The 19,970-nt window shown below is 72.3% G+C and carries 22 protein-coding genes and 1 tRNA gene; 5 read left to right on the top strand and 18 right to left on the bottom strand.

Annotation, left to right across the window (positions count from 1 at the left end; all coding sequences use genetic code 11):
* Nucleotides 1-6: 6 nt before the first annotated feature.
* Nucleotides 7-1,170, top strand: coding sequence for a serine hydrolase domain-containing protein (locus ABT116_RS13450; protein WP_351631984.1), 1,164 nt, complete (start codon nt 7-9; stop codon nt 1,168-1,170).
* Here ABT116_RS13450 and ABT116_RS13445 read toward each other — a convergent pair.
* Complete coding sequence (locus ABT116_RS13445) at nt 1,085-1,846, bottom strand: FMN-dependent NADH-azoreductase (protein ID WP_351631981.1); 762 nt, start codon at nt 1,844-1,846, stop codon at nt 1,085-1,087. The two genes, ABT116_RS13450 and ABT116_RS13445, sit on opposite strands and share 86 nt — an antisense overlap.
* A gap of 263 nt (nt 1,847-2,109) precedes the next feature.
* Between ABT116_RS13445 and ABT116_RS13440 the strand changes: the two genes are divergently transcribed.
* Entirely contained in the window at nt 2,110-2,442 is a 333-nt protein-coding gene (locus ABT116_RS13440) for a MarR family winged helix-turn-helix transcriptional regulator (RefSeq protein ID WP_351632032.1), read from the top strand.
* 96 nt (nt 2,443-2,538) lie between these two features.
* Here ABT116_RS13440 and ABT116_RS13435 read toward each other — a convergent pair whose 3' ends face one another.
* From ABT116_RS13435 to ABT116_RS13420, 4 genes are all read right to left on the bottom strand, one after another.
* Nucleotides 2,539-2,814, bottom strand: a complete 276-nt coding sequence (locus ABT116_RS13435) for a DUF1876 domain-containing protein (RefSeq protein WP_033312149.1) — start codon at nt 2,812-2,814, stop codon at nt 2,539-2,541.
* A gap of 103 nt (nt 2,815-2,917) precedes the next feature.
* Nucleotides 2,918-3,763, bottom strand: coding sequence for a DMT family transporter (locus tag ABT116_RS13430; RefSeq protein WP_351631979.1), 846 nt, complete (start codon nt 3,761-3,763; stop codon nt 2,918-2,920).
* Nucleotides 3,760-4,314, bottom strand: a complete 555-nt coding sequence (locus tag ABT116_RS13425) for a YbaK/EbsC family protein (RefSeq protein ID WP_351631976.1) — start codon at nt 4,312-4,314, stop codon at nt 3,760-3,762. The genes ABT116_RS13430 and ABT116_RS13425 overlap by 4 nt, the downstream gene beginning before the upstream one ends.
* Before the next feature lie 82 nt (nt 4,315-4,396).
* A complete protein-coding gene (locus ABT116_RS13420) occupies nt 4,397-4,999 on the bottom strand; it encodes a TetR/AcrR family transcriptional regulator (protein ID WP_351631974.1) in 603 nt (200 codons plus the stop codon).
* A gap of 153 nt (nt 5,000-5,152) precedes the next feature.
* Between ABT116_RS13420 and ABT116_RS13415 the strand changes: the two genes are divergently transcribed.
* Nucleotides 5,153-8,533: a S41 family peptidase gene (locus tag ABT116_RS13415; RefSeq protein ID WP_351631972.1), complete on the top strand. Its 3,381-nt coding sequence runs from the start codon at nt 5,153-5,155 to the stop codon at nt 8,531-8,533.
* A 68-nt stretch (nt 8,534-8,601) separates the two neighbouring features.
* Here ABT116_RS13415 and ABT116_RS13410 read toward each other — a convergent pair whose 3' ends face one another.
* From ABT116_RS13410 to ABT116_RS13395, 4 genes are all read right to left on the bottom strand, one after another.
* The gene (locus ABT116_RS13410) at nt 8,602-8,826 is read right to left on the bottom strand and encodes a hypothetical protein (RefSeq protein ID WP_351631970.1); all 225 of its coding nucleotides are present in this window, start codon (nt 8,824-8,826) and stop codon (nt 8,602-8,604) included.
* Nucleotides 8,827-8,902: 76 nt separating this feature from the next.
* A complete protein-coding gene (locus tag ABT116_RS13405; protein ID WP_351631967.1) occupies nt 8,903-9,787 on the bottom strand; it encodes an SDR family oxidoreductase in 885 nt (294 codons plus the stop codon).
* Nucleotides 9,784-10,725, bottom strand: coding sequence for an alpha/beta fold hydrolase (locus tag ABT116_RS13400; RefSeq protein WP_351631965.1), 942 nt, complete (start codon nt 10,723-10,725; stop codon nt 9,784-9,786). Before ABT116_RS13400 ends, ABT116_RS13405 begins: the two co-directional genes overlap by 4 nt.
* Nucleotides 10,722-12,236: a flavin-containing monooxygenase gene (locus ABT116_RS13395; RefSeq protein ID WP_351631962.1), complete on the bottom strand. Its 1,515-nt coding sequence runs from the start codon at nt 12,234-12,236 to the stop codon at nt 10,722-10,724. Before ABT116_RS13395 ends, ABT116_RS13400 begins: the two co-directional genes overlap by 4 nt.
* A gap of 130 nt (nt 12,237-12,366) precedes the next feature.
* On the opposite strand from ABT116_RS13395, the gene ABT116_RS13390 reads away from it, so the two are divergent.
* Nucleotides 12,367-13,008 carry a MerR family transcriptional regulator gene (locus ABT116_RS13390; protein WP_351631960.1) on the top strand — a complete coding sequence of 214 codons (642 nt, stop codon included), beginning with the start codon at nt 12,367-12,369 and terminating at the stop codon, nt 13,006-13,008.
* Here ABT116_RS13390 and ABT116_RS13385 read toward each other — a convergent pair.
* The gene (locus ABT116_RS13385) at nt 13,005-13,808 is read right to left on the bottom strand and encodes an exodeoxyribonuclease III (RefSeq protein ID WP_351631957.1); all 804 of its coding nucleotides are present in this window, start codon (nt 13,806-13,808) and stop codon (nt 13,005-13,007) included. The two genes, ABT116_RS13390 and ABT116_RS13385, sit on opposite strands and share 4 nt — an antisense overlap.
* Before the next feature lie 60 nt (nt 13,809-13,868).
* Here ABT116_RS13385 and ABT116_RS13380 point away from each other — a divergent pair, with 60 nt between their 5' ends.
* Complete coding sequence (locus ABT116_RS13380; RefSeq protein WP_351631955.1) at nt 13,869-14,357, top strand: GNAT family N-acetyltransferase; 489 nt, start codon at nt 13,869-13,871, stop codon at nt 14,355-14,357.
* 7 nt (nt 14,358-14,364) lie between these two features.
* On the opposite strand, the gene ABT116_RS13375 is transcribed toward ABT116_RS13380, so the two are convergent.
* The 8 genes from ABT116_RS13375 to ABT116_RS13340 form a co-directional block, all read right to left on the bottom strand.
* Nucleotides 14,365-14,802 carry a hypothetical protein gene (locus ABT116_RS13375; RefSeq protein WP_351631953.1) on the bottom strand — a complete coding sequence of 146 codons (438 nt, stop codon included), beginning with the start codon at nt 14,800-14,802 and terminating at the stop codon, nt 14,365-14,367.
* 151 nt (nt 14,803-14,953) lie between these two features.
* Nucleotides 14,954-15,027, bottom strand: a tRNA-Ala gene (locus ABT116_RS13370).
* 83 nt (nt 15,028-15,110) lie between these two features.
* Entirely contained in the window at nt 15,111-16,361 is a 1,251-nt protein-coding gene (gene sepX / locus ABT116_RS13365) for a divisome protein SepX/GlpR (RefSeq protein ID WP_351631950.1), read from the bottom strand.
* Between the two features lie 172 nt (nt 16,362-16,533).
* Entirely contained in the window at nt 16,534-17,151 is a 618-nt protein-coding gene (locus ABT116_RS13360) for a GNAT family N-acetyltransferase (protein ID WP_351632030.1), read from the bottom strand.
* 26 nt (nt 17,152-17,177) lie between these two features.
* Nucleotides 17,178-17,678, bottom strand: a complete 501-nt coding sequence (locus ABT116_RS13355; protein ID WP_351631948.1) for a MogA/MoaB family molybdenum cofactor biosynthesis protein — start codon at nt 17,676-17,678, stop codon at nt 17,178-17,180.
* Complete coding sequence (gene moaC, locus ABT116_RS13350; protein ID WP_351631946.1) at nt 17,675-18,184, bottom strand: cyclic pyranopterin monophosphate synthase MoaC; 510 nt, start codon at nt 18,182-18,184, stop codon at nt 17,675-17,677. The genes ABT116_RS13355 and moaC overlap by 4 nt, the downstream gene beginning before the upstream one ends.
* A gap of 82 nt (nt 18,185-18,266) precedes the next feature.
* The gene (gene glp / locus ABT116_RS13345; RefSeq protein ID WP_351631943.1) at nt 18,267-19,607 is read right to left on the bottom strand and encodes a molybdotransferase-like divisome protein Glp; all 1,341 of its coding nucleotides are present in this window, start codon (nt 19,605-19,607) and stop codon (nt 18,267-18,269) included.
* Between the two features lie 4 nt (nt 19,608-19,611).
* A partial coding sequence (locus ABT116_RS13340; protein ID WP_351631941.1) for a sugar phosphate nucleotidyltransferase occupies nt 19,612-19,970 on the bottom strand: 359 nt, incomplete at its 5' end.

Here is a 19,970-nt window from a genome sequence, read left to right as displayed (position 1 = left end):
ACGGGCGTGGACGTGCACGGCACAGTGGCCGAGGGCTTCGAGCCGGTGAGGGACGCGTTCGTACGGAACTTCGAAACGCTCGGGGACCGGGGCGCGGCGGTCGCCGTCCACCGGGACGGGCAGAAGGTCGTCGACCTGTGGGGCGGCACCAAGGACGTCGACGGCACGGCTCCCTGGGAGCGCGGCACGGCCCAGGTCGTGCGCTCGGCGACGAAGGGGGTCGCCGCCGCCGTGCTCCTGCTGCTGCACCAGCGCGGGCAGCTGGACCTGGACGCGCCGGTGGGGCACTACTGGCCCGAGTTCAAGGCCCGGGGCAAGGAGCGGGTGCTGGTCCGGCACGTGCTGAACCACCGCGCCGGGCTGCCGGTCCTCGACCGGCCGCTCACCCCGCGGGAGGCGCTCGACCCGCTGCGGGGCCCGGAGGCGCTCGCCGCGCAGGCCCCCGTCTGGGAGCCCGGTACCGACCACGGCTATCACGCGCTCACCTACGGCTGGCTGGTCGACGAGCTGGTGCGGCGCGTGACCGGTCAGGGCGCCGGGCAGTGGCTGGCGTCGCAGATCACCGGCCCGCTGGGGCTGGACCTCTGGCTCGGTCTGCCGGAGTCGGAGGCCGGCCGGGTCGGACGGGTGGGCCGTGTCGAGGGAGCCGAGCCGACCGGTGGTCTGCGGGCCCGCCCCAAGCGCTCGGTCACCGAGGCCTACGAGGACCCGGCCTCCCTCACACGCAGGGCGTTCGCCGCGATCTCCCCCTTCCCGGACCAGAACGACCCCGCCTACCGCGCGAGCGCCCTCCCCGCCACCAACGCCATGGCGACGGCGGACGGGCTGGCCCGCTTCTACGCGACCCTGATCGGCGACACGGCCGGCGCCGGGCGCCTCTTCACCCCGGAGACCGTGGAACTGGCCCGGGCCGAGGAGTCGGCGGGCCCGGACCGGGTCCTGGTGGTCGGCACCCGCTTCGGCCTCGGCTACATGCTGCACGGCAGCGCCTCGCCGTTCCTCACCCCGGGCTCCTTCGGCCACCCGGGGCGCGGCGGTGCCCTCGGCTTCGCCGACCCGGAGACGGGGATCGCCTTCGGCTACGTCACCAACGGCTTCCGCAAGACGGTGACGGCGGACCCGCGGGCGCAGGGGCTGGTGCGGGCGGTACGGGGCGTGCTGGGGGTCTAGCCCTCCGCGCCCAGCTCGTCCGAGACAGACCCCGGGGCGTCAGGCCGTGATCAGCCGGGCGACCCGCAGGCCGTGCTCGGCGGCCTGCTCGTGCCCCGTCTTCATCGACTCTTCGGCCAGCCCTCGCAGCGACTCCATGTTCCCAGAACGCGTGGGTCAGCTCCGCCTCGGCTATGTGCAGGTCGAGGCCGAAGACGTCGGCCAGGATCCTGCGCAGGTAGGGCGTGGCGTGGTCCCAGCCTTCCTTCGGGCTGCCTGGCCCGTAGCCGCCGCCCCGGCTCAACGTCAGGATCGCCGGCTTGCCCTTGAGCGGCCAGTCACCGTGCACGCCCAGCCGGGGGTGATTCAGGATCAGGTCGAGCCAAGTCTTGACCTGCGCCGGGACATTCCAGTTGTACATCGGCACCGCGAACAGGAACGCGTCGGCGTCGAGGAGTTCCGCGCCGAGACGGTCGAGGAGCTCGCGCGCCTCGTCCGGGGCCGGTACGGAGGGGTTGACGACGGCGCCGGCGAGCGCGGTCCACGCATCCCCGGGCAGAGGCTGGACGCCGAGGTCGCGCCGGGTCACGACCCCGCCGGGGTGCTGGGCGAGCCACGCCTGCTCGGCGGTGTCGGCGAGGGCGCGGCTCGCCGATCCTTCGGTACGGATGCTCGCGTCGAGACGGAACAGGTTCACGGTGCGGTACCTCCACAGAGTTCTGCTGTGACACAGATAGTATGTCCAGCAGAACATCTCCTGGCAAGACTGTCTGTCGGCATGCCGAATGCTGCTACGGTGACGGGATGTCCTCTGAACCCCGCGGCCGAGCGAGCAGCAGCGCTGAGTGTCCAGACCTGGACAACGACCTGGTGTGGGCCATTCGCATCATTTCGGGGGCGCTTCGGCGTGCTGCGGCCGAGGCCGCGGAGGCGCTGCCCGGAGGATCACGCGCCTACTTGGTGCTCATGGCGTTGGCCGCTGCCGAGGAAAAGCCCCCCACGCAGCTCGAACTGGCCGGCCGGGTCGGCCTCGACCGAACGGTGATGACCTACCTTCTCGACGACCTGGAAGGGCTGGGTCTGCTGTCGCGACGCCCGAATCCGCGGGACCGGCGAGCTCGCCACGTGATCCTGACGGACGAAGGCCGAGCGCAGCTGCAGCGCGTGCGAACTGATGTCACGGCCACTGAATCACAGCTGCTCGCGGAGTTGAGCGAAGAGGATCGGGTCCAGTTTCGAGACCTCCTGGCCCGGGTCGCGCTCACCGCTCAGCGGGGCGCTCCAGGAGAGTGAAGGGCTGCTCCTGCCGGACCACGCCCCCCGCAGCCACGAGCCCGCCCGGGCACACCTTGGTACTCAGCCCGACGCGAGAGCGTCCGAGCGCACCCTTCAGACGTGGATGGGGTGCGAGGTCCGCCCGGAGGCCTGGTCGATCTCCTCGTGCGCTTTGGTCAGCAACTGCATGGCGAGTTCGTTGAGTGCCCTCGCTCCGGCGATCTCCTCCCCGACCCTCGGCTGATTGGCGTCGGTCCGGTGCCGGCTCGCGTGGCCGTGCGCCCGTACCTCGGTGCCGTCGGGCAGACGGACCATCGCGGCCGCCCGCGTGTGCTGGTCGTCCTCCGTGAACTCCATCTCGACGTGCCACCCCACGGTGGTGTGCATCATGACGATCACCTCCGGAACGCTTAGTTCCAGGGTGCTCCTCGCACCGGCCGCACGCACCCGCCTGACAGACCCCTGTCCGGCATGCCCCCCGCCCGACAGGCTCTCATCCGGCGTGCAGCATCAGCCCGATCCCGACGACCAGCAGCCCGGCCGCCGCGATTCTCGGCACCCCGAACCGCTCCTTGAAGAACACGGCCCCGATCGCCGCGCCCACGATGATGGACGACTCGCGCAGGGCCGCGATGGGTGCGAGTTCGGCCCTGGTCTGGGCCCACAGGACTAGGGCGTACGCGGCGACGGACAGCGCGGCACCGATCAGCCCGACCCCGGCGAAGGGCCGCAGCAGGGCGACGGTCTCCCCACGCCAGCGCCACGCGGCGTACGCCGGGATGACCACCCCCTGGACCGCCATCAGCCAGGCGATGTAGCCGAGGGAGGACCCGGAGGCCCGCACGCCCAGCCCGTCGACGACGGTGTACACGGCTATGGTCAGCCCGGTCGCCAGGGCCGCCCCGATCGCCGCCCAGTCGGGCCGCCGCCCGCGCAGTCCCCACAGGGCGACGCCGGTCAGCCCCGCGCAGGACAGGGCGATCCCGGCGGCGGCCCACCCGTCGGGCACCTCGTGCGCGAAGAGGGCGGCGAGCAGGGTCACGACGAGGGGCGCGGTGCCCCGGGCGATGGGATAGGCCTGCCCGAAGTCCCCCAGCCGGAAGGACGTCATCAGCAGGGCGTAGTAGGCGATGTGAACGGCGGCGGAGCCGAGCAGATACGGCCAGGCCCCGGCCGCCGGGAACGCCACGAAGGGTGCCAGGGCCAGCCCGATGACCATCCCGCCGCCCGAGATCAGCGCGAAGCCGACGAGCTTGTCGGTGATCTTGTGGGCGATGGCGTTCCAGCTGGCATGGGTGACCGCGGCGAGCAGGACGGCGGCGGTGACCAGAGGGGTCACGAGGAGGGCTCGCGCACGTCCACCAGGGTGCCGTCGGCGTACGTCACGAGGTCCTCGGGAGCCATCGGGAACACGGTGTACGGCGTCCCGGCCGCGGCCCAGACGACGTCGTGCTCCAGCAGGGACCGGTCGGCGAGCACCCGGGTCCTGGTCCGGTGCCCGAAGGGCGGTACGCCACCGATGGCGTACCCGGTGGTCTCCCGTACGACGTCCACCTTGGCCCGGGTGACCTTGGCGGCGCCGAGCTCCTTGCGGACGAGTTCGAGGTCGACCCGGGAGGCCCCGTCCATGAGCACGAGCACGGGCACACCTCCCCCAAGCTCTCGGCTTCGCTCGAGCAGGGGGGACCCCCATGCCGCGAAGATCAGCGACTTGCAGATCTGGCTCAGCTCGCACCCGACCGCGGCGGCGGCCTCGGCGGCGGTACGGGTGGCGTCGGGGAAGCGGCGGACCTGGCTCACGAGGTCCCCGAGCCCGAGCTCCCGCAGGGCTTCGGCGAAACGGGGATGAGCTCCGGAGCTCCCGGCGTCCGTGGCGGCTGTCGTCGTCATGGGGAGCACCGTAATAGTCGGTGTAGGGCGCACGCGAGTGGTCCGGAGCGCGGGGGCGCGGCTCGCTGCCGGCCGAGGGGGACTACTCGGCGGGTACGCCGAGGGCGGGGAGGACCACGGCGTCGATGTACGAGGTGAGGAAGGCCGCCGTCGGGGGCCGGTCGTCGACGATCGCGCAGGTGACGAAGGCGCCGAGCATCATGTGCACCACGAACTCCAGCGCGGGGCAGTCCGCGCGGACCTCGCCCCGGTCGACGGCCCGCTGGAGCACGCGGCGCGAGTCCGCGATCTCCGGCTCGATGATCTGGCTCCGGAACTCGCTGTGGAGATCGGGATTGGCGTGCATCGCCGTGGCCAGGCCGCGCATCAGTGCGCCGTTCTGCTCCATCTCGGCGTCGTCCGCGCGCGCCATGATCGCGTGGAAGTCGCCGCGCAGTGAACCGGTGTCGACCTCGTCGAGGTTCTTCACCGGCTTGTTGTGGCGGAGCGCCTTGACGACCAGCTGGGCCTTGCCGCCCCACTGGCGGTAGAGGGTGGCCTTGCTGGACCGGGTGCGCGCGGCCACTGCGTCCATGGTGAGGGCGTCGTAGCCGACCTCGCGGAGCAGGTCGAGCACGGCCGTGTAGAGCTCGGCCTCACGCTCGGGGGTGATCCGGCTGCGACGCGCGGCGGCGACCTCGGCCATCCCTCTTGCCCTCCTGCTCCGAACGACACGGTTTCGTACGTCCCGAATGTAGCGCACTTCTTATAGAAACGAAACGGTTTCGTACATGCAAGGGTCACCACCCCGCTTCTGCCCTGAGTTGCCCGGGTATGCCCCCGGGCAAAGCATGAGGACGTGACCTATCTGCGTCTGCCGCACCTCCATGACGACCTGCTGTGCTTCGTGGCCGAGGACGACCTCTGGCTCGCCCCGCTCGACACCCCCGGCCGGGCCTGGCGGCTCACCGTCGACCGCACCAAGGCGGGTCATCCGCGTTTCTCGCCCGACGGCCGCCATCTCGCGTACACGAGCTGGCGCAGCCTGGTGCCCGAGGTCCACGTCGTCCCGGTGGACGGCGGGCCGGGCCGCCAGGTGAGCCACTGGGGCAGCGCCGACACCCGGGTCTGCGGCTGGACCCCGGACGGCGAGATCCTGGCCGTGGCCTCGCACGGCGAGCCCTTCTCCTACTTCACCTGGGCCTACAAAGTCACCCCGGGCGGCGACCCGGGCCGCAAACTGCCCTGGGGGCCGGTCTCCGACATCCAGGTCGCCGACGTGGACGGGGAGCGCAAGTCCCTCCTCCTAACCGGCACCCCGCCACACGAACCGGCCTCCTGGAAGCGCTACCGCGGCGGGGCGACGGGCCGGCTCTGGCTGCACGGCGAACGGCTGCTCGAAGGCATCGGGGGCCACCTGCACTCCCCCATGTTCGTCGGCGGCCGCATCGCGTTCCTCTCCGACCACGAGGGCGTCGCCAACCTCTACTCCTGCGCCTACGACGGCTCCGGGCTGCGCCGGCACACCGACCACGACGCCTTCTACGCCCGGCACGCCGCCAGCGACGGCACCCGGGTGGTGTACCAGTGCGGGGGCGACCTGTGGCTGGTCGACGACCTGTCCCCGGACTCCGAGCCGCGCCGGCTGGACGTACGGCTGAGCGGGCCGCGGGCCGGGCGGCGCCCCTACCAGGTGCCGGCGTCCCGGCATCTCGACGGGCTCTCCGTCGACGAGACCGGGCGGGCCAGTGCCGTCGTCGTGCGCGGCAGCCTGTATTGGCTGACCCACCGGGACGGCCCCGCCCGCACCCTCACCGACACGCCCGGCGTCCGGGTGCGGCTGCCGGAGATGCTCGGCGGCAGCGGGCGGGTGGCGTACGTGACGGACGCCGAGGGCGAGGACGCGATCGAGATCGCCTCCCTGCCCCGGGTCAGCGGCGACCGGGCGCCCCGGCGGCTGGCCCCGGGCCGGCTGGGCCGCGTGCACGAGCTGGTGTCGGACCCGGAGGGCGAGCGGCTGGCGGTCGCCTCGCACGACGGCCGGCTCCTCCTCGTGGACGTCACGGAGGACTCCGGCGGCGAGGTCACCGAGCTGATCCGGTCGGTCAACGGGCCCGTGCGCGACCTCGCGTTCTCCCCGGACGGAGCGTGGCTCACCTGGTCGCACCCGGGCATCGGGCGGTCCCTGCGGCAGATCAAGATGGCCCGGCTCACCGGGCCGGCGGACGGGGAGCGGCTGATCGTCGACGTCACGGGCGGCCGCTTCGAGGACGAGAACCCGGTCTTCACCAGCGACGGCCGTTACCTCGCCTTCCTGTCCTGGCGCGGCTTCGATCCCGTCTACGACGTGCACACCGGCGACCTGTCCTTCCCGCTGGGCTGCCGCCCGTACCTCGTGCCGCTGTCCTCGGCGACGCCCTCCCCGTTCGCGGTGAACCCCGAGGGCCGCCCGGCCGCCGGTGGCCTGGATCCGGTCGAGGACGACGGCGACGGCGACCACGGAGCCGCCGTGACCGTCGAGGCCGAGGGGCTGGAGAGCCGCGTCACGCCGTTCCCGGTGGCCGCCTCCAAGTACTCGGCGCTGCGCCCGGTCGCGGGCGGCGGGCTGGTGTGGCTGCGCTGGCCGATCTCCGGCGCCCTCGGCGAGACGTTCGCCAACCCGGACGACACCAGCGGCCGCCCGACCCTGGAGCACTTCGGCATCACCAAGGCCAGGAAGTCAGAACTCGCCCAGCACCTCGACTGGTTCGCGGTCAGCGGCGACGGCGGCCGGCTGGTGATCGTCGACGAGGGCGAGCTGCGCGCGGTCCCGGCCAACGAACCGGGCGACTCCGACTCGACGGTGTGGATCGACGCGCGGCGCATCCTGCACACCGTCGACCCGGCGGCGGAGTGGCGGCAGGCCTACGAGGAGGCCGGCCGGCTGATCCGGGCGTACTTCTGGGAACCGGGCATGTGCGGCATCGACTGGGACGGGGTGCTGGACCAGTACCGTCCGCTGGTCGAACGGGTCGCCTCCCCCGACGAGTTCGCCGACCTGCTGCGCGAGGCCCTCGGCGAACTGGGTACGTCCCACGCCTATGTCACCGCCGCCCGGCGCAACGAGGGCCCGCCCCACTACCAGCGCCGGCAGGGCCTGCTGGGCGCCAACTTCGTACGCAGGGACGGCGGCTGGACGGTCAAGCGGATCCTGCTCGGCGACTCCTCCGACTCCAAGGCCCGCTCCCCGCTGGCCGGCACGGGCATCCGGGAGGGCGCGGTCCTCACCCACGTGGACGGCCGCCCGGTGGACCCGGACACGGGCCCGTATCCCCTGCTGGCCGGCGCGGGCGGTACGACGGTGGAGCTGACCTTCGACCCGGCGGAGAACTCGGCGGGGGGCTCGGCGCAAGACTCGGCGGCAGTCCCGGCCGACGGCCCGGCGGCGGACTCGGCACAGAGCCCGGCGGCAGTCCCGGCCGACGGCCCGGCGGCGGACTCGGTGGCAGTCCCGGTGCACAGTGGGGCCCCGCCCCGCAGGGTCGCCGTCGTCCCGCTGGTCGACGAGCGCCCGCTGCGCTACCAGGACTGGGTGGCCAAACGCCGGGCGGTGGTGCGCGAGTTGAGCGGCGGACGCTGCGGCTATCTGCACATCCCGGACATGGGCGGTTCGGGCTGGGCGCAGTTCAACCGCGACCTGCGCATGGAGGTGTCCCGCCCCGCGCTGATCGTGGACGTGCGCGGCAACGCGGGCGGTCACATCAGCGAACTCGTCATCGAGACGCTGAGCCGGACCATCGTGGGCTGGGACCTGACCCGCGACGCCCAGCCGGTGTCGTACACCTCGAACGCGCCGCGGGGCCCGGTGGTGGCCCTGGCGGACGAGGCGACCTCCTCCGACGGCGACATGATCACCGCCGCGTTCAAGCTGCTGAAGCTCGGCCCGGTCGTGGGACAGCGCACCTGGGGCGGTGTGGTCGGCATGACCGGCCGTCACGAACTGGGTGACGGCACGGTGATCACGGTGCCGATGAACGCGGCCTGGTTCGACGCGTACGGCTGGTCGATCGAGAACAAGGGCGTCGCCCCAGACATCGACGTCCTGCGCACCCCGCTGGACTGGGCCGAGGGACGGCACGCCCAGCTGGCCGACGCGGTGGAGCTGGCGCTCGGACTGCTGGAGACCGACCCGCCGGCGACACCGCCGACCTACAGTGACGTACCGGACCGCTCCCGTCCGAAGCTACCGCCCAGGGCGTGAACGCCCGGGCGCCGCAAGGGGAAAGGGACACCCCGCTCAGGGGCGCCCCTTTCCTGCGGCACGCAACGTCAGGCGTCGTAGTCCTGGTCGAAGCGGTCCTCCTGGTCACGCTCACGCTCACGGTCGCGCTGCGGCTCCGAGCGCTCACGGTCGCGCTGCGGCCGCGAGGGGTCCATGTCCTCGTCGCGCCGGCGACCGCGGCCCTGCACCTGCTCGCGAGCCTGGTCCGCCTTCTGGCGAGCCTGGTTCTGCCACTGCTCGGACTTCTCCTGGAACTGGTCCTTCATACCCATGTGGGTTCACTCCCGTTGGGGGTGAGGGGATCTGGCTCGATCAGATTCACACGGGTCGTGACCCTGCGCATGTCGATCACTTACGGAGCGTAGTCCGCTGCTGTTCATCGGCCGCTCCACCGGCCCCGACAAGGCCCGTGCGCATGCCCGTCAGCCGGTCCGCGAACCGTCGCATCTCGCGCTGGCCCACCGTCCCGATGACCGCGGGCAGGTAGCCGCGCACGCCCTGCATCCCCCGCAGCCACCACTGCCCGTACACATGGCTCGACCTGCGCTCGATCCCCTCCACGAGCCGGTCCACGGCCGGCCCCAGCGGGTAGGTCTTGTTGGACGGCCACGGCAGCCGCTGCCTCAACTCCCGCATGACGTCGTCCTGATCGGCCCCGCGCACCATGTCGGTGTCGGTCCACGACAGATAGCCGACACCCACCTTCACGCCCCGGTGCCCGACCTCGGCCCGCAGGCTGTGCGCGTACGCCTCCACGCCCGACTTGGACGCGCAGTACGCGGTCATCATCGGCGCCGGGGTGATCGCCGCGAGGGAGGCGATCTGCAGCAGATAGCCCCGGCTCCGCGTCAGCAGCGGCAGGAAGGCCCGGGCGGTCACCGCCGAACCGATCAGGTTCACCTCGATCACCCGCCGCCAGGACTCCGGGTCGGAGTCCGCGAACGGCCCGCCGGTGGCGACACCGGCGTTGGCGACGACGATGTCGACCCGGCCGAAGCGCTCCTCGACCTCGCTCGCCACGCGGGCCATCGCCTCGTGGTCGGTGACGTCGGCGTGCCAGTGGTCACTGTCGCCGTGCAGCCGGCCGGAGACCTGCTTGAGCTCGTCCGGCTCCAGGCCGACCAGCGCCACCTTCACACCACGCGCCGACAGTTTGCGGGCCAGCAACTCCCCGACGCCGCGCGCCGCCCCGGTCACCACGGCGACCTTGCCCTCAAGGCTCACCCTGCTCATGCGCTCTCCTCGGTTACGACCTGGATGTGTGCGTGGACCTCGACGTGTGCGCGGACGAGTTCCCGGATGGTGCCGCTGACCAGATCGGGCGCCTCGATGGGCGTCATGTGGCCGATGCCGGGCAGTTCGACGGTCCCGGTGCAGTGCGGCAGCGCGGCGGCCAGGGCCCGGGCCTGCACCGGCGGCGTCAGCCGGTCCGCCGTACCGACGAGCACGGCCGTGGGCACGTCCAGCTCGCGCACACCGTGGTCGAGGTCGAGCAGATCCAGCACCTGCGACCAGGAGTGGCGGACCGTGCGGGGGCAGGCGTGCACGATCCGGGCACACGCCTCGATCATGTGCGGGGCCGAACCGGGGCCCATCGTCCCGTACTTGAGGATCCGGCGGGCCAACGGCGTGACCGGCCCGAGCGGGGCACGGGAGCCGAGGATCCGCCGGGTCAGCCACGTCCGCACCCGCCCCGGTCGCAGGGGGACGACGGTGGAGGCCGCGACCAGCTGCGAACTGCCCGTACTGCACAGCAGGACAGCGGCCGCGTGCGCCCGGAAGGCTGCTCTCCCGGAGGCCGCCATCACGGTCATCCCGCCCATGGAGTGCCCCGCGATCACGGCCTGTTCGCCGGGCGCGAGGGTGGCCTCGAGGACCGCTTCCAGGTCGTCGGCGAGCGCGTCGGAACTGCACGCGGGGCTCGCGGGGCTGCGGCCGTGGCCGCGCTGGTCGTAGGCGATGACCCGGTGGTCGGCGGCCAGATCACGCAGCTGCGCCGCCCAGAAGGCTGTGGAGCAGGTCCAGCCGTGGGCGAGGACGACGGCGGGGGCACCCTCGGGCCCGTGGATCTCGACGTGCAGCCGGGCCCCGTCGGCGGAGACGGCGGTCAGCTCGCGCGCCGGGGCGGGCGGGGCGTAGGGGCCGGAGTCGACGTGCAGGAGGCGGCTCACGCGTCCACCTCGGCCGTCCGCGCGGCGGGCCTGCCGGTCACGGGTGCCCGCAGCACCTCGTACTCCGCGAGGTCCACCCGCCGCGTCGCCCGCCGGAACTCCCCGGTGGTGCCGGGCCAGATGGTGGTGTTGCGGCCGCTCGCGTCGAGGTACCAGCTGGTGCAGCCGCCGGTGTTCCACACGGTGCGCTTCATGCGCTCCTGCACCCGGTCGTTCCAGGTGCGCACGGCGTCCGGGCGGGCGTCGAGGGCGACCCGGCCGCCCAGCACGTCGAGCTGGCGGACGTAGTCGGCGAGGTAGTTCAGCTGGGACTCGATCATGAGGATCATCGAGTTGTTCCCGAGGCCCGTGTTGGGCCCGATGACCGTCATCCAGTTGGGGAAACCGGCCGCCGAGGCGCCGCGCAGGGCCTCCATGCCGCCCTTCCAGGTCTCGGCGAGGGTCCGCCCGTCGGCGCCCACGACCCGGTCGGCGATCGGCATGTCGGTGACGTGGAAGCCGGTGCCGAAGACGATCGCGTCCACCTCGGCCTCGCTGCCGTCGGCGGCGACGAGGGTCGAGCCGCGGACCTCGCTCAGCCCGCTCGCGATCACGTCCACATTCGGCTGCGCGAGCGCCGGGTAGTAGTCGCTGGACAGCAGGATCCGCTTGCAGCCGATGCGGTAGTCCGGCGTGAGCTTCGCCCGCAGGGCCGGATCCTTGATGGACCGGGCCATGTTCCGCCGGGCCAGGTCCTCGACGAGCCCGAGCTGCTTCGGATGCTTGGTGAACGCCTGGACCTGCAACTCGCGAATCCCCCACAGCAGTCCGCGCCGCACCTGCGAGGTGAAGGGCAACCGCCGGTGCACCCACCGCTCGGCGTCGCTGATCGTCCGGTCCATGCGGGGCATCACCCAGGGCGCCGTGCGCTGGAACAGGGTGAGCCGCGAGACATCGGGCTGGATCGACGGCACGATCTGGGCGGCCGAGGCACCGGTCCCCACCATCGCGACGCGCTTGCCGCGCAAGTCGTAGTCGTGGTCCCAGCGGGCCGAGTGGAACACCTGGCCCGGGAAGGACTCCAGCCCGGGGATGTCCGGCACCTTCGGGTCGGACAGCGGCCCCGTCGCCGACACGACCAGGTCCGCCGAGAGGTTCCCGCTGCTGGTCTCGATGTCCCAGCACAGCCGCTCGCCGCTCCAGGTCATCCGCTTCACCTCCGAGTCGAAGCGGATGTGCGGCCGCAGCCGGAACACGTCCGTCACGTGCTCCAGGTAGGCGCGGATGTGCTCCTGCCCCGAGAAGGTGCGCGGCCAGTCGGGATTGGGTGCGAAGGAGAACGAGTAGAGGTGCGAGGGCACGTCACACCGGCATCCCGGGTAGCTGTTGTCCCGCCAGGTGCCGCCGACACTGCTCGCCCGCTCCAGGACGACGAAGTCGGTGACACCCTCGCGGCGCAGCCGCACGGCGGCCCCCAGCCCGCCGAACCCGGACCCGACCACCGCGACCCGCACATGCTCGCGCTCGCCCATGCCGACACCTCCACACACCACGAGAACCACGCCAGTGAACACTGGCGCAGTGGGAGCGTAGGGCAGCGGCGTACTGATGGGTAGGGGGCGGGGCAAGGAAGTTACCCGCAGTACGCCTTAAGGTGCCCAGGTGGCCGAGAAGCGTGAATACCGCATGGAAGAGCTGGCCCGCCTCGCCGGGATCACGGTGCGCACCCTGCGCTTCTACCGCGAACGCAAACTGATCCCGCCACCCCGCCGCGAGGGCCGCATCGCCTGGTACGACGACCAGCACCTGGCCCGGCTGCGCACGATCACGGCTTTGCTGGAGCGCGGCCACACCCTCAGCGGCATCGCGGAATTGGCGGAGGCCTTCGACCACGGCCGCGACGTCGGCGACCTGCTCGGCGTCGGCGGCCCCACCGAGGAGGAGCCCGTCCACCTCACCCCCGAGGAACTGGCCGACCACTTCGCCGGCGAGGCCACTCCGGAAAACCTCGCCGCCGCGATGGAACTCGGCTACCTCGGCACCGACGGCGAGGAGATCGTCCACATCAGCCGCCGCCTGCTGGACGTCTCATCGGCCCTGGTCCACGAGGGCATCCCCCTCGCGGAGGTCCTGCGCGCGGCCCAGCAGGTCCGCACCCACGCCGACGCCCTGGCCGACCTCTTCACCGACCTGGTCCTCCGCCACACCTCCGCCCAGGACCTCCCCCGCCTGCGCCCCCTGGCCCGCAGCGTGGTGGAGGCGGAACTTTCACTGGCGCTGGACCGGAGGATGCGAAAGCCCTAGCGGTCGTAGACCACGGTCACCGGCGCGTGGTCGGACCACCGCTCGGCGTGCGTGGCCGCCCGCTCCACGAACCCCTTGACCGCCCGCTCGGCCAGCCCCGTGGTGGCCACGTGGTAGTCGATCCTCCATCCGGTGTCGTTGTCGAAGGCCCGCCCCCGGTACGACCACCACGAGTACGGCCCATCGACGTCCGGGTGCAGGGCGCGTACGACGTCGACGTACCCGCCGTCGGCCGCGTCGAAGACCCGTCCCAGCCACTCCCGCTCCTCCGGCAGGAACCCGGAGCTCTTCTGGTTGCCGCGCCAGTTCTTCAGGTCGGCCTGCTGATGAGCGATGTTCCAGTCGCCGCAGACGAGCACCTCGCGCCCGTCGGCGGCGGCACGCTCCCGCAGCCCCTTCAGGTAGGCGAGGAACTCGCCCATGAAGCGTTCCTTCTCGTCCTGCCGCTCGGTGCCGACCTCGCCGGAGGGCAGGTAGAGGGACGCGACGGTGACCCCCGGCAGGTCGATCTCCACGTACCGCCCGCTGCCGTCGAACTCTTCCGAGCCGAACCCGACCTGGACCCGGTCGGGCTCGCGGCGGCTGTACAGGGACACCCCGGCCCGCCCCTTGGCGGCAGCCGGCGCGTGCACGACATGCCACCCCTCCGGCGCGCGGACGTGCCCGGGCAGCTGCTCCGGCTCGGCGCGCACCTCCTGCAGGCACAGCACATCGGCTTCGGTGCCGGCGAGCCACTCCACGAAGCCCTTCTTCGCGGCGGCACGCAGCCCGTTCACATTCACAGAGGTCACAGTGAGCACCCCGGCACGATACCGGCATGCTGGACGAGGTCCAGTTCCGGATCGAATACGGTAGCGGCCATGCACATACGCCGGGTCTCCTTCGACCATCCCGACGCCATGAAGCTGAACGATCAGGTCCAGGCCGAGTACGCCGTCCGCTACGGCGACGACGGCGATGCCACACCCATGGCCGCCGCGGACTTCGACCCGCCGAACGGCGTCTACCTGATCGCGTACGACGAGCACGGCACCCCCGTCGCCTCGGGCGGCTGGCGCACCCAGGACACCAACGGCGAGGGCAACCTCGACGGCGACGCCGAGCTCAAGCGCATGTACGTGGTCGACGGCATGCGCGGCCGGGGCCTGGCCCGGCGCATCCTGGCCGCCCTGGAGGAGGACGCCCGCGCGGTCGGCCGCATCCGCATGGTCCTGGAGACCGGCACCAAGCAGCCCGAGGCCATTGCCCTGTACACGTCCAGCGGCTACGAGCCGTGCTCCAAGTTCGGCTATTACCGCCACCACGAGGCGAGCCGCTGCTTCGCGAAGCGGCTGCGGCTCGTCGGCTGACGGGAGCTCAGAGGCCGCCCCCGTCGGCGCCCTTGTCACGCGTCGCGCGCTGCCGCCACCATTCGGTCACCGAGCCGGTCTCGCCCCGCCGGTGCGGCGGCACCAGCGCCTTCGGCCAGTTGAACCAGGCGATCGTCAGATGCAGCGCCATCCAGGGGAGTGAGCCTAGGGTGAAGATCGCAGCGACATGCACCAGTGCGAGCCCTGCTGCGCCCTCGGCAGCGGTGCCGGCGGCGACACCGACCGTGAGACAGACCGCCCAGGCGGCGAGGGCGACGATGCCGCGCTCGTGCCCGCGTACGACCGACGGGTTCAGCGAGTACCCGTACGAGATGTCGGGCGCCCGGTCGGAGCCGGTCCAGTGCAGCCACGCCGCCCGGACGAGGAACAGGTCCGTCCCTCCCGCGAGGACGGCGGCGACTGCGTCGGGAACGAGGTGTGCCACGGCACCTCCGCGGTGAGCGCGGGCTGGATGCCCCAGTGTCCGCGGTGAGATCGCGAAGGAGCTCCACGGCCGGGCCAAGCTTGGGCAACGATGTGGCACTGAACACACGTCAGAGCCCCGGTCGGTTTCCCGACCGGGGCTCTGAGCTGCGTGGACCTGAGGGGATTTGAACCCCTGGCCCCCTCGATGCGAACGAGGTGCGCTACCGGACTGCGCCACAGGCCCTTGCAACGAGTGAAACTTTAGCACCCCGATCGGCCTGCTTGGAAATCCGTTCCCGAGGGGCGGTCACCTGCGGCTTCGCGGCGCTACTCGTTCGCGGCCCGGGGCCGCTCCCCGTCCTCGTACTGGTCGAACAGCGGGGTGCGGCCGCGCTCCCGGGCCCGCCTGGCGGAGGCCGCCCTGGGGGTCTCCCCGCGCGAGCGCGTTCGAGCGTGGGGGAGTGCGTCGGTGCGTCCGTCGCCGTCGCCGGCGTCCTGGGCGGGCGGGTGCGGCTCGCCCGGGTGGTCGGCGGCGCCGGAGTCGTTGTCCGCGTCCGGGGTCACCGTGCTCGACCGGGCCGAACTCCACGTGTCGGGGGCGCCGAGGTCCACCTCGCTGGTGGCCCGCGGGGCGACCGGGGCCGTCACATAGGTCGGCAGCGGGACCGGCACCGGCTCCCAGCTGTCGCCGCCCTGTCCGGGCCGCCGCCGGCGCTCGCGCTGCTGGTCGACCCACTCCGCGTGATCGGTCTGCTCGACGAGGGCGCGCCGGTCCGCCGCGAGGGCCGAGAGGCCGGGGTCGGTCACCGACTCGGGTCCCCCCTCCGGTTCGTCGCTCTCCTCGTCGGCCAAGGCGCGCCGGCGGGGCTGACGCTGCCGCTCCCGCAGGCGCTGGGCCGCGGCCTCGGCCATCCGGCGGTCCATCTGGTAGGCGAAGCGGCGGCGTTCCTGGGAGCGCAGATAGGCGATGTAGACGCTGAGCATGACCGCGGGCACGCCGGGGGCCCACAGGAACGCGAGTCCTCCGACCGCGGCGACGATCGCGCCGAGGGTGAAGGCGAGGAACAGCATGGTGGTGGTGCGCCGGCGGCGCGCGAGGACCTTCGAGCGCCGGGCTCGTGCCGCGGCTGCCTGGTTCGCCTGCGCCGAGGCGCTGCGCCGGGCGGCGGGCACCCGCTCCCGGGGGCGCCCGGAGCGTGCCGCGTTCGGTGCGGGCGACTGCCGGGCCTGGGGTTCGGGGGCCGCCGGGCGGGCCGGCTGCTCGGGGGCGGGCGACGGGACGGGTGCCTGGGTCTGCGGACGCGTCTTGGACACGGCGAAGGCCCGGACGTCCACCGAGTCGGTGACGGCGTCCGGATCGTCGGCGCCCTGCTCCCCCTCGTCGGTGGAGCGCGCCCGCAGGTCCTTGGCGTACCGGCGCTCCATTCCCGCCCGTCCGGACAGCAGCCGGATGGCGGTGCTGAAGCGTTCCGTCGGACGGGCCTCGTTCAGCTCGTCCTGCCTACGGAGCCACATCGGCACCAAGTAGGCGGCCCAGGCCCCGACAATGACTGCGTAGATGAGGCCGCTGCTGCTCACGTCTCACACCGTAGAGGGGTTTGTGTGAGGCCATCTGCCAATTGAGCCGGTGTGTCGCACGATCTGGCTGATATTTCGAACTTTTTTTGTGACCGATGCGATCAGCAGACCGCTCAGGCCGGGAATTCATTGCCCTGAGACGGTCACCGACCGATCAATTTCGAACACTTATTCAATTTCCGGGGTGGTGCCGCATTCCCGGGTTGCTCTGCGACCGTGCCCGGTGCCAGCGCTTCAGCAAGCCGTCCGGCACCTCCTCCACCGTGAGGGCGAAGACGAGATGGTCGCGCCATGCTCCGTCGATGTGGAGATAGCGCGGCCGCAGCCCCTCCTCGCGGAATCCGAGTTTTTCCACGACCCGGCGGCTGGGCCCGTTCTCCGGGCGAATGCAGACTTCGATGCGGTGCAGTCCGACGCTGCGGAAACAGTGGTCAACGACGAGCGCCACCGACGTCGGCATCACCCCGCGGCCGGCCACCGACTCGTCCACCCAGTAACCGACGTGCCCCGAGCACATCGAGCCCCAGGTGATCCCGGCGACGGTCAACTGCCCGACGAGCCGCCCCTGGTACTCGATGACGAAGGGCAGCATCCGGCCCGCGTTCGCCTCCGACCTCAGATGGCGGACCATCTGGCGGAAGGTGGGGCGGTGCGCCATCGGCCCGCCCGGCGCGGGCGGCGGGATCGTCGCCTCCCAGGGGCGCAGCCAGTCGCGGTTGCGCTGGTTGACCTCGCGCCATGCCCGCTGGTCGCGCAGCTTTATCGGCCTGAGGACGATGTCGCCGTCCACCAGCTCCACGGGCCAGGATGGGCTGTTCAGCTCGCACCCCCACTGCCGGGTCTGGGGTGGTCGCCGCCCCGGAGCTGCTCGACGGCGTGGACGAGCAGCGGCTCCAGGACGGCGAGGCCGTCCTTCACGCCGCCGCTGGAGCCGGGCAGATTGACGATCAGCGTGCCGCCGGCCACTCCGGCCAGGCCCCGGGAGAGCGCCGCGGTCGGCACCTTCTGGCGGCCGTACGCCCGGATGGCCTCGGCGATGCCCGGCACCTCGTGGTCGATCACGCGGCGGGTCGCCTCGGGCGTGCGGTCGGTGGGCGAGATGCCCGTGCCGCCGGTGGTGACGATGACGTCGTAGCCGGCGTCGACACCGGCGCGCAGGGCGGCCTCCACCGGGTCGCCGTCGGGGACGACCTGCGGGCCGTCGACCTCGAAGCCGAAGCCCTTCAGGCCGTCGGCGACCATCGGGCCGCCCTTGTCCTCGTAGATCCCGGCGGCGGCCCGGTTCGAGGCCGTGACGACGAGAGCGCGATACGTCATGACCGGCTCCAGTCGCCCGACTTGCCGCCCGTCTTCTCCTCCACCCGTACGTCCGTGATGACCGCTCCCTTGTCGACCGCCTTGACCATGTCGATCACGGTGAGCGCGGCGACGGAGACCGCGGTGAGGGCCTCCATCTCGACACCCGTGCGGTCCGTCGTCTTCACGGTGGCGAGGATCTCCACGGCGTCGTCCGCGACCGACAGGTCCAGTTTCACACCGGACACCGACAACGGGTGACACAGCGGGATCAGGTCGGGGGTGCGTTTGGCGCCCATGATCCCGGCGATCCGCGCGGTCGCGAGGGCGTCGCCCTTCGGGACACCCTCGCCGCGCAGCAGCTCGATCACGCGGGGCGAGACGAGGACGCGTCCGCTGGCGCGGGCGGTGCGCGCGGTCACGTCCTTCTCCGACACGTCGACCATGCGGGCGGCGCCCGCCTCGTCGATGTGCGTCAGCCGGTCCGGCCCGAGGCCGGCCTGCGGGGGTGGGTCCTGCGTGCTCATGCTGTGTGGCGCTCCCGGTCCGGGCCCGTCGCGGTGCGGCGCACGGGCCTGTTGTGCGCGACACGGTACCCCCAACCAGCGGCTATCGGCCGAGCAGGACCACCTCGACCTCGGTGCCGGGTTCGACCGAGACGGTGTCCTCGGGGACGGCGATCAGGGCGTCCGCGTGGGCGAGGGCCGCGACCAGGTGGGACCCGGCGCCGCCGACCGGCGTGACCTTGCCGTCGGCGTACGTGCCGCGCAGGAACTGGCGGCGGCCCTTCGGGGAGGTCAGTGCCTTGCCGGCGGACAGGGTCGCCCGGGTCGTCGGACGGTGGACGTCCTTCAGCCCCATGAGGGTGCGGATAGCGGGGCGGACGAACAGTTCGAAGGAGACGTACGACGACACCGGGTTGCCGGGCAGGGCCAGCAGCGGGGTGTGGTCGGGGCCGATGGAGCCGAAGCCCTGGGGCTTGCCGGGCTGCATGGCGAGCTTGCGGAACTCGACGCCGCTGCCGGGCTCGTCCTCGTCGCCGACGTGGGACAGGGCCTCCTTGACCACGTCGTACGCGCCGACACTCACACCTCCGGTGGTCACCACCAGGTCGGCGCGGACCAGCTGGTCCTCGATGGTGGAGCGCAGGGTCTCGGCGTCGTCGGCGACGGCTCCCACCCGGTAGGCGATGGCGCCGGCGTCGCGGGCGGCGGCGGTGAGAGCGAAGCTGTTGGAGTCGTAGATCTGACCGGTGCCCAGTTCCGTGTCCGGCTGGACGAGTTCGCTGCCGGTGGAGAGCACCACCACGCGCGGGCGCGGTCGTACCCGGACGGTGCCGCGGCCGATCGCGGCGAGCAGGGAGATCTGGGGCGGGCCGAGGACGGTGCCGGCCTCCAGGGCGCGGTCGCCGGCCTTCACGTCGCTGCCCTTGGCGCGCACGTGCGCGCGTGCCTCGGCCGGACGGTACACGTGCACGTGCCCGGTGGCGCCCTCGGGGCCGAGGCTGCGGGCGCGCATGCCGCGCACCGGGCCCTCGCCGAGACCGCCGTCGGTCCACTCGACGGGCACGACCGTCTCGGCGCCGGGCGGCAGCGGGGCGCCGGTCATGATGCGGGCGGCCTGGCCGGGGCCCACGCGGAGCAGTTCGGCCTGGCCCGCGGCGACGTCCCCGACGACCTCCAGGGCCGCCGGGAACTCCTCGCTCGCGCCCGCGACGTCCGCGACCCGTACCGCGTAGCCGTCCATCGAGCTGTTGTCGAAGGGCGGCAGGGACACCGGCACCGTGATGTCCTCGACGAGGACGCAGCCCTGGGCGTCGAGCAGATGCAGCTCGATGGGTTCCAGGGGCCGGACGGTGGCGAGGATGTCCTCCAGGTGCTCGTCCACCGACCACAGGTGGTCGGGGCCGAAGTGGTCCTGGCCGGTGACGTGGGGCGCGGCGCTGCTCAACGTGCTACATCTCCTCGGCTACGTAACTGCGAAGCCAGGTCCGGAAGTCCGGGCCCAGGTCTTCACGTTCGCATGCGAGTCGGACAATGGCACGCAGGTAGTCGCCGCGGTCGCCGGTGTCATAGCGGCGGCCCTTGAAGACGACGCCGTGCACGGGGCCGCCGATCTTCTCGTCCTCGGCGAGCTGCTGGAGGGCGTCGGTGAGCTGGATCTCGCCGCCGCGGCCGGGCTCGGTCCGGCGCAGTATGTCGAAGACGTGCGGGTCGAGGACGTAGCGGCCGATGACGGCGTAGTTGGACGGGGCGTCGGCCGGGTCGGGCTTCTCGACGAGGCCGCTGACCCGGACGACGTCGCTGTCCTCGG

The sequence above is a fragment of the Streptomyces sp. NPDC002130 genome (assembly GCF_040296465.1).
Lineage (GTDB): Bacteria > Actinomycetota > Actinomycetes > Streptomycetales > Streptomycetaceae > Streptomyces.
Note: the sequence above shows the minus strand (reverse complement) of the source record. Positions and strands in the feature narration are given on the sequence as shown.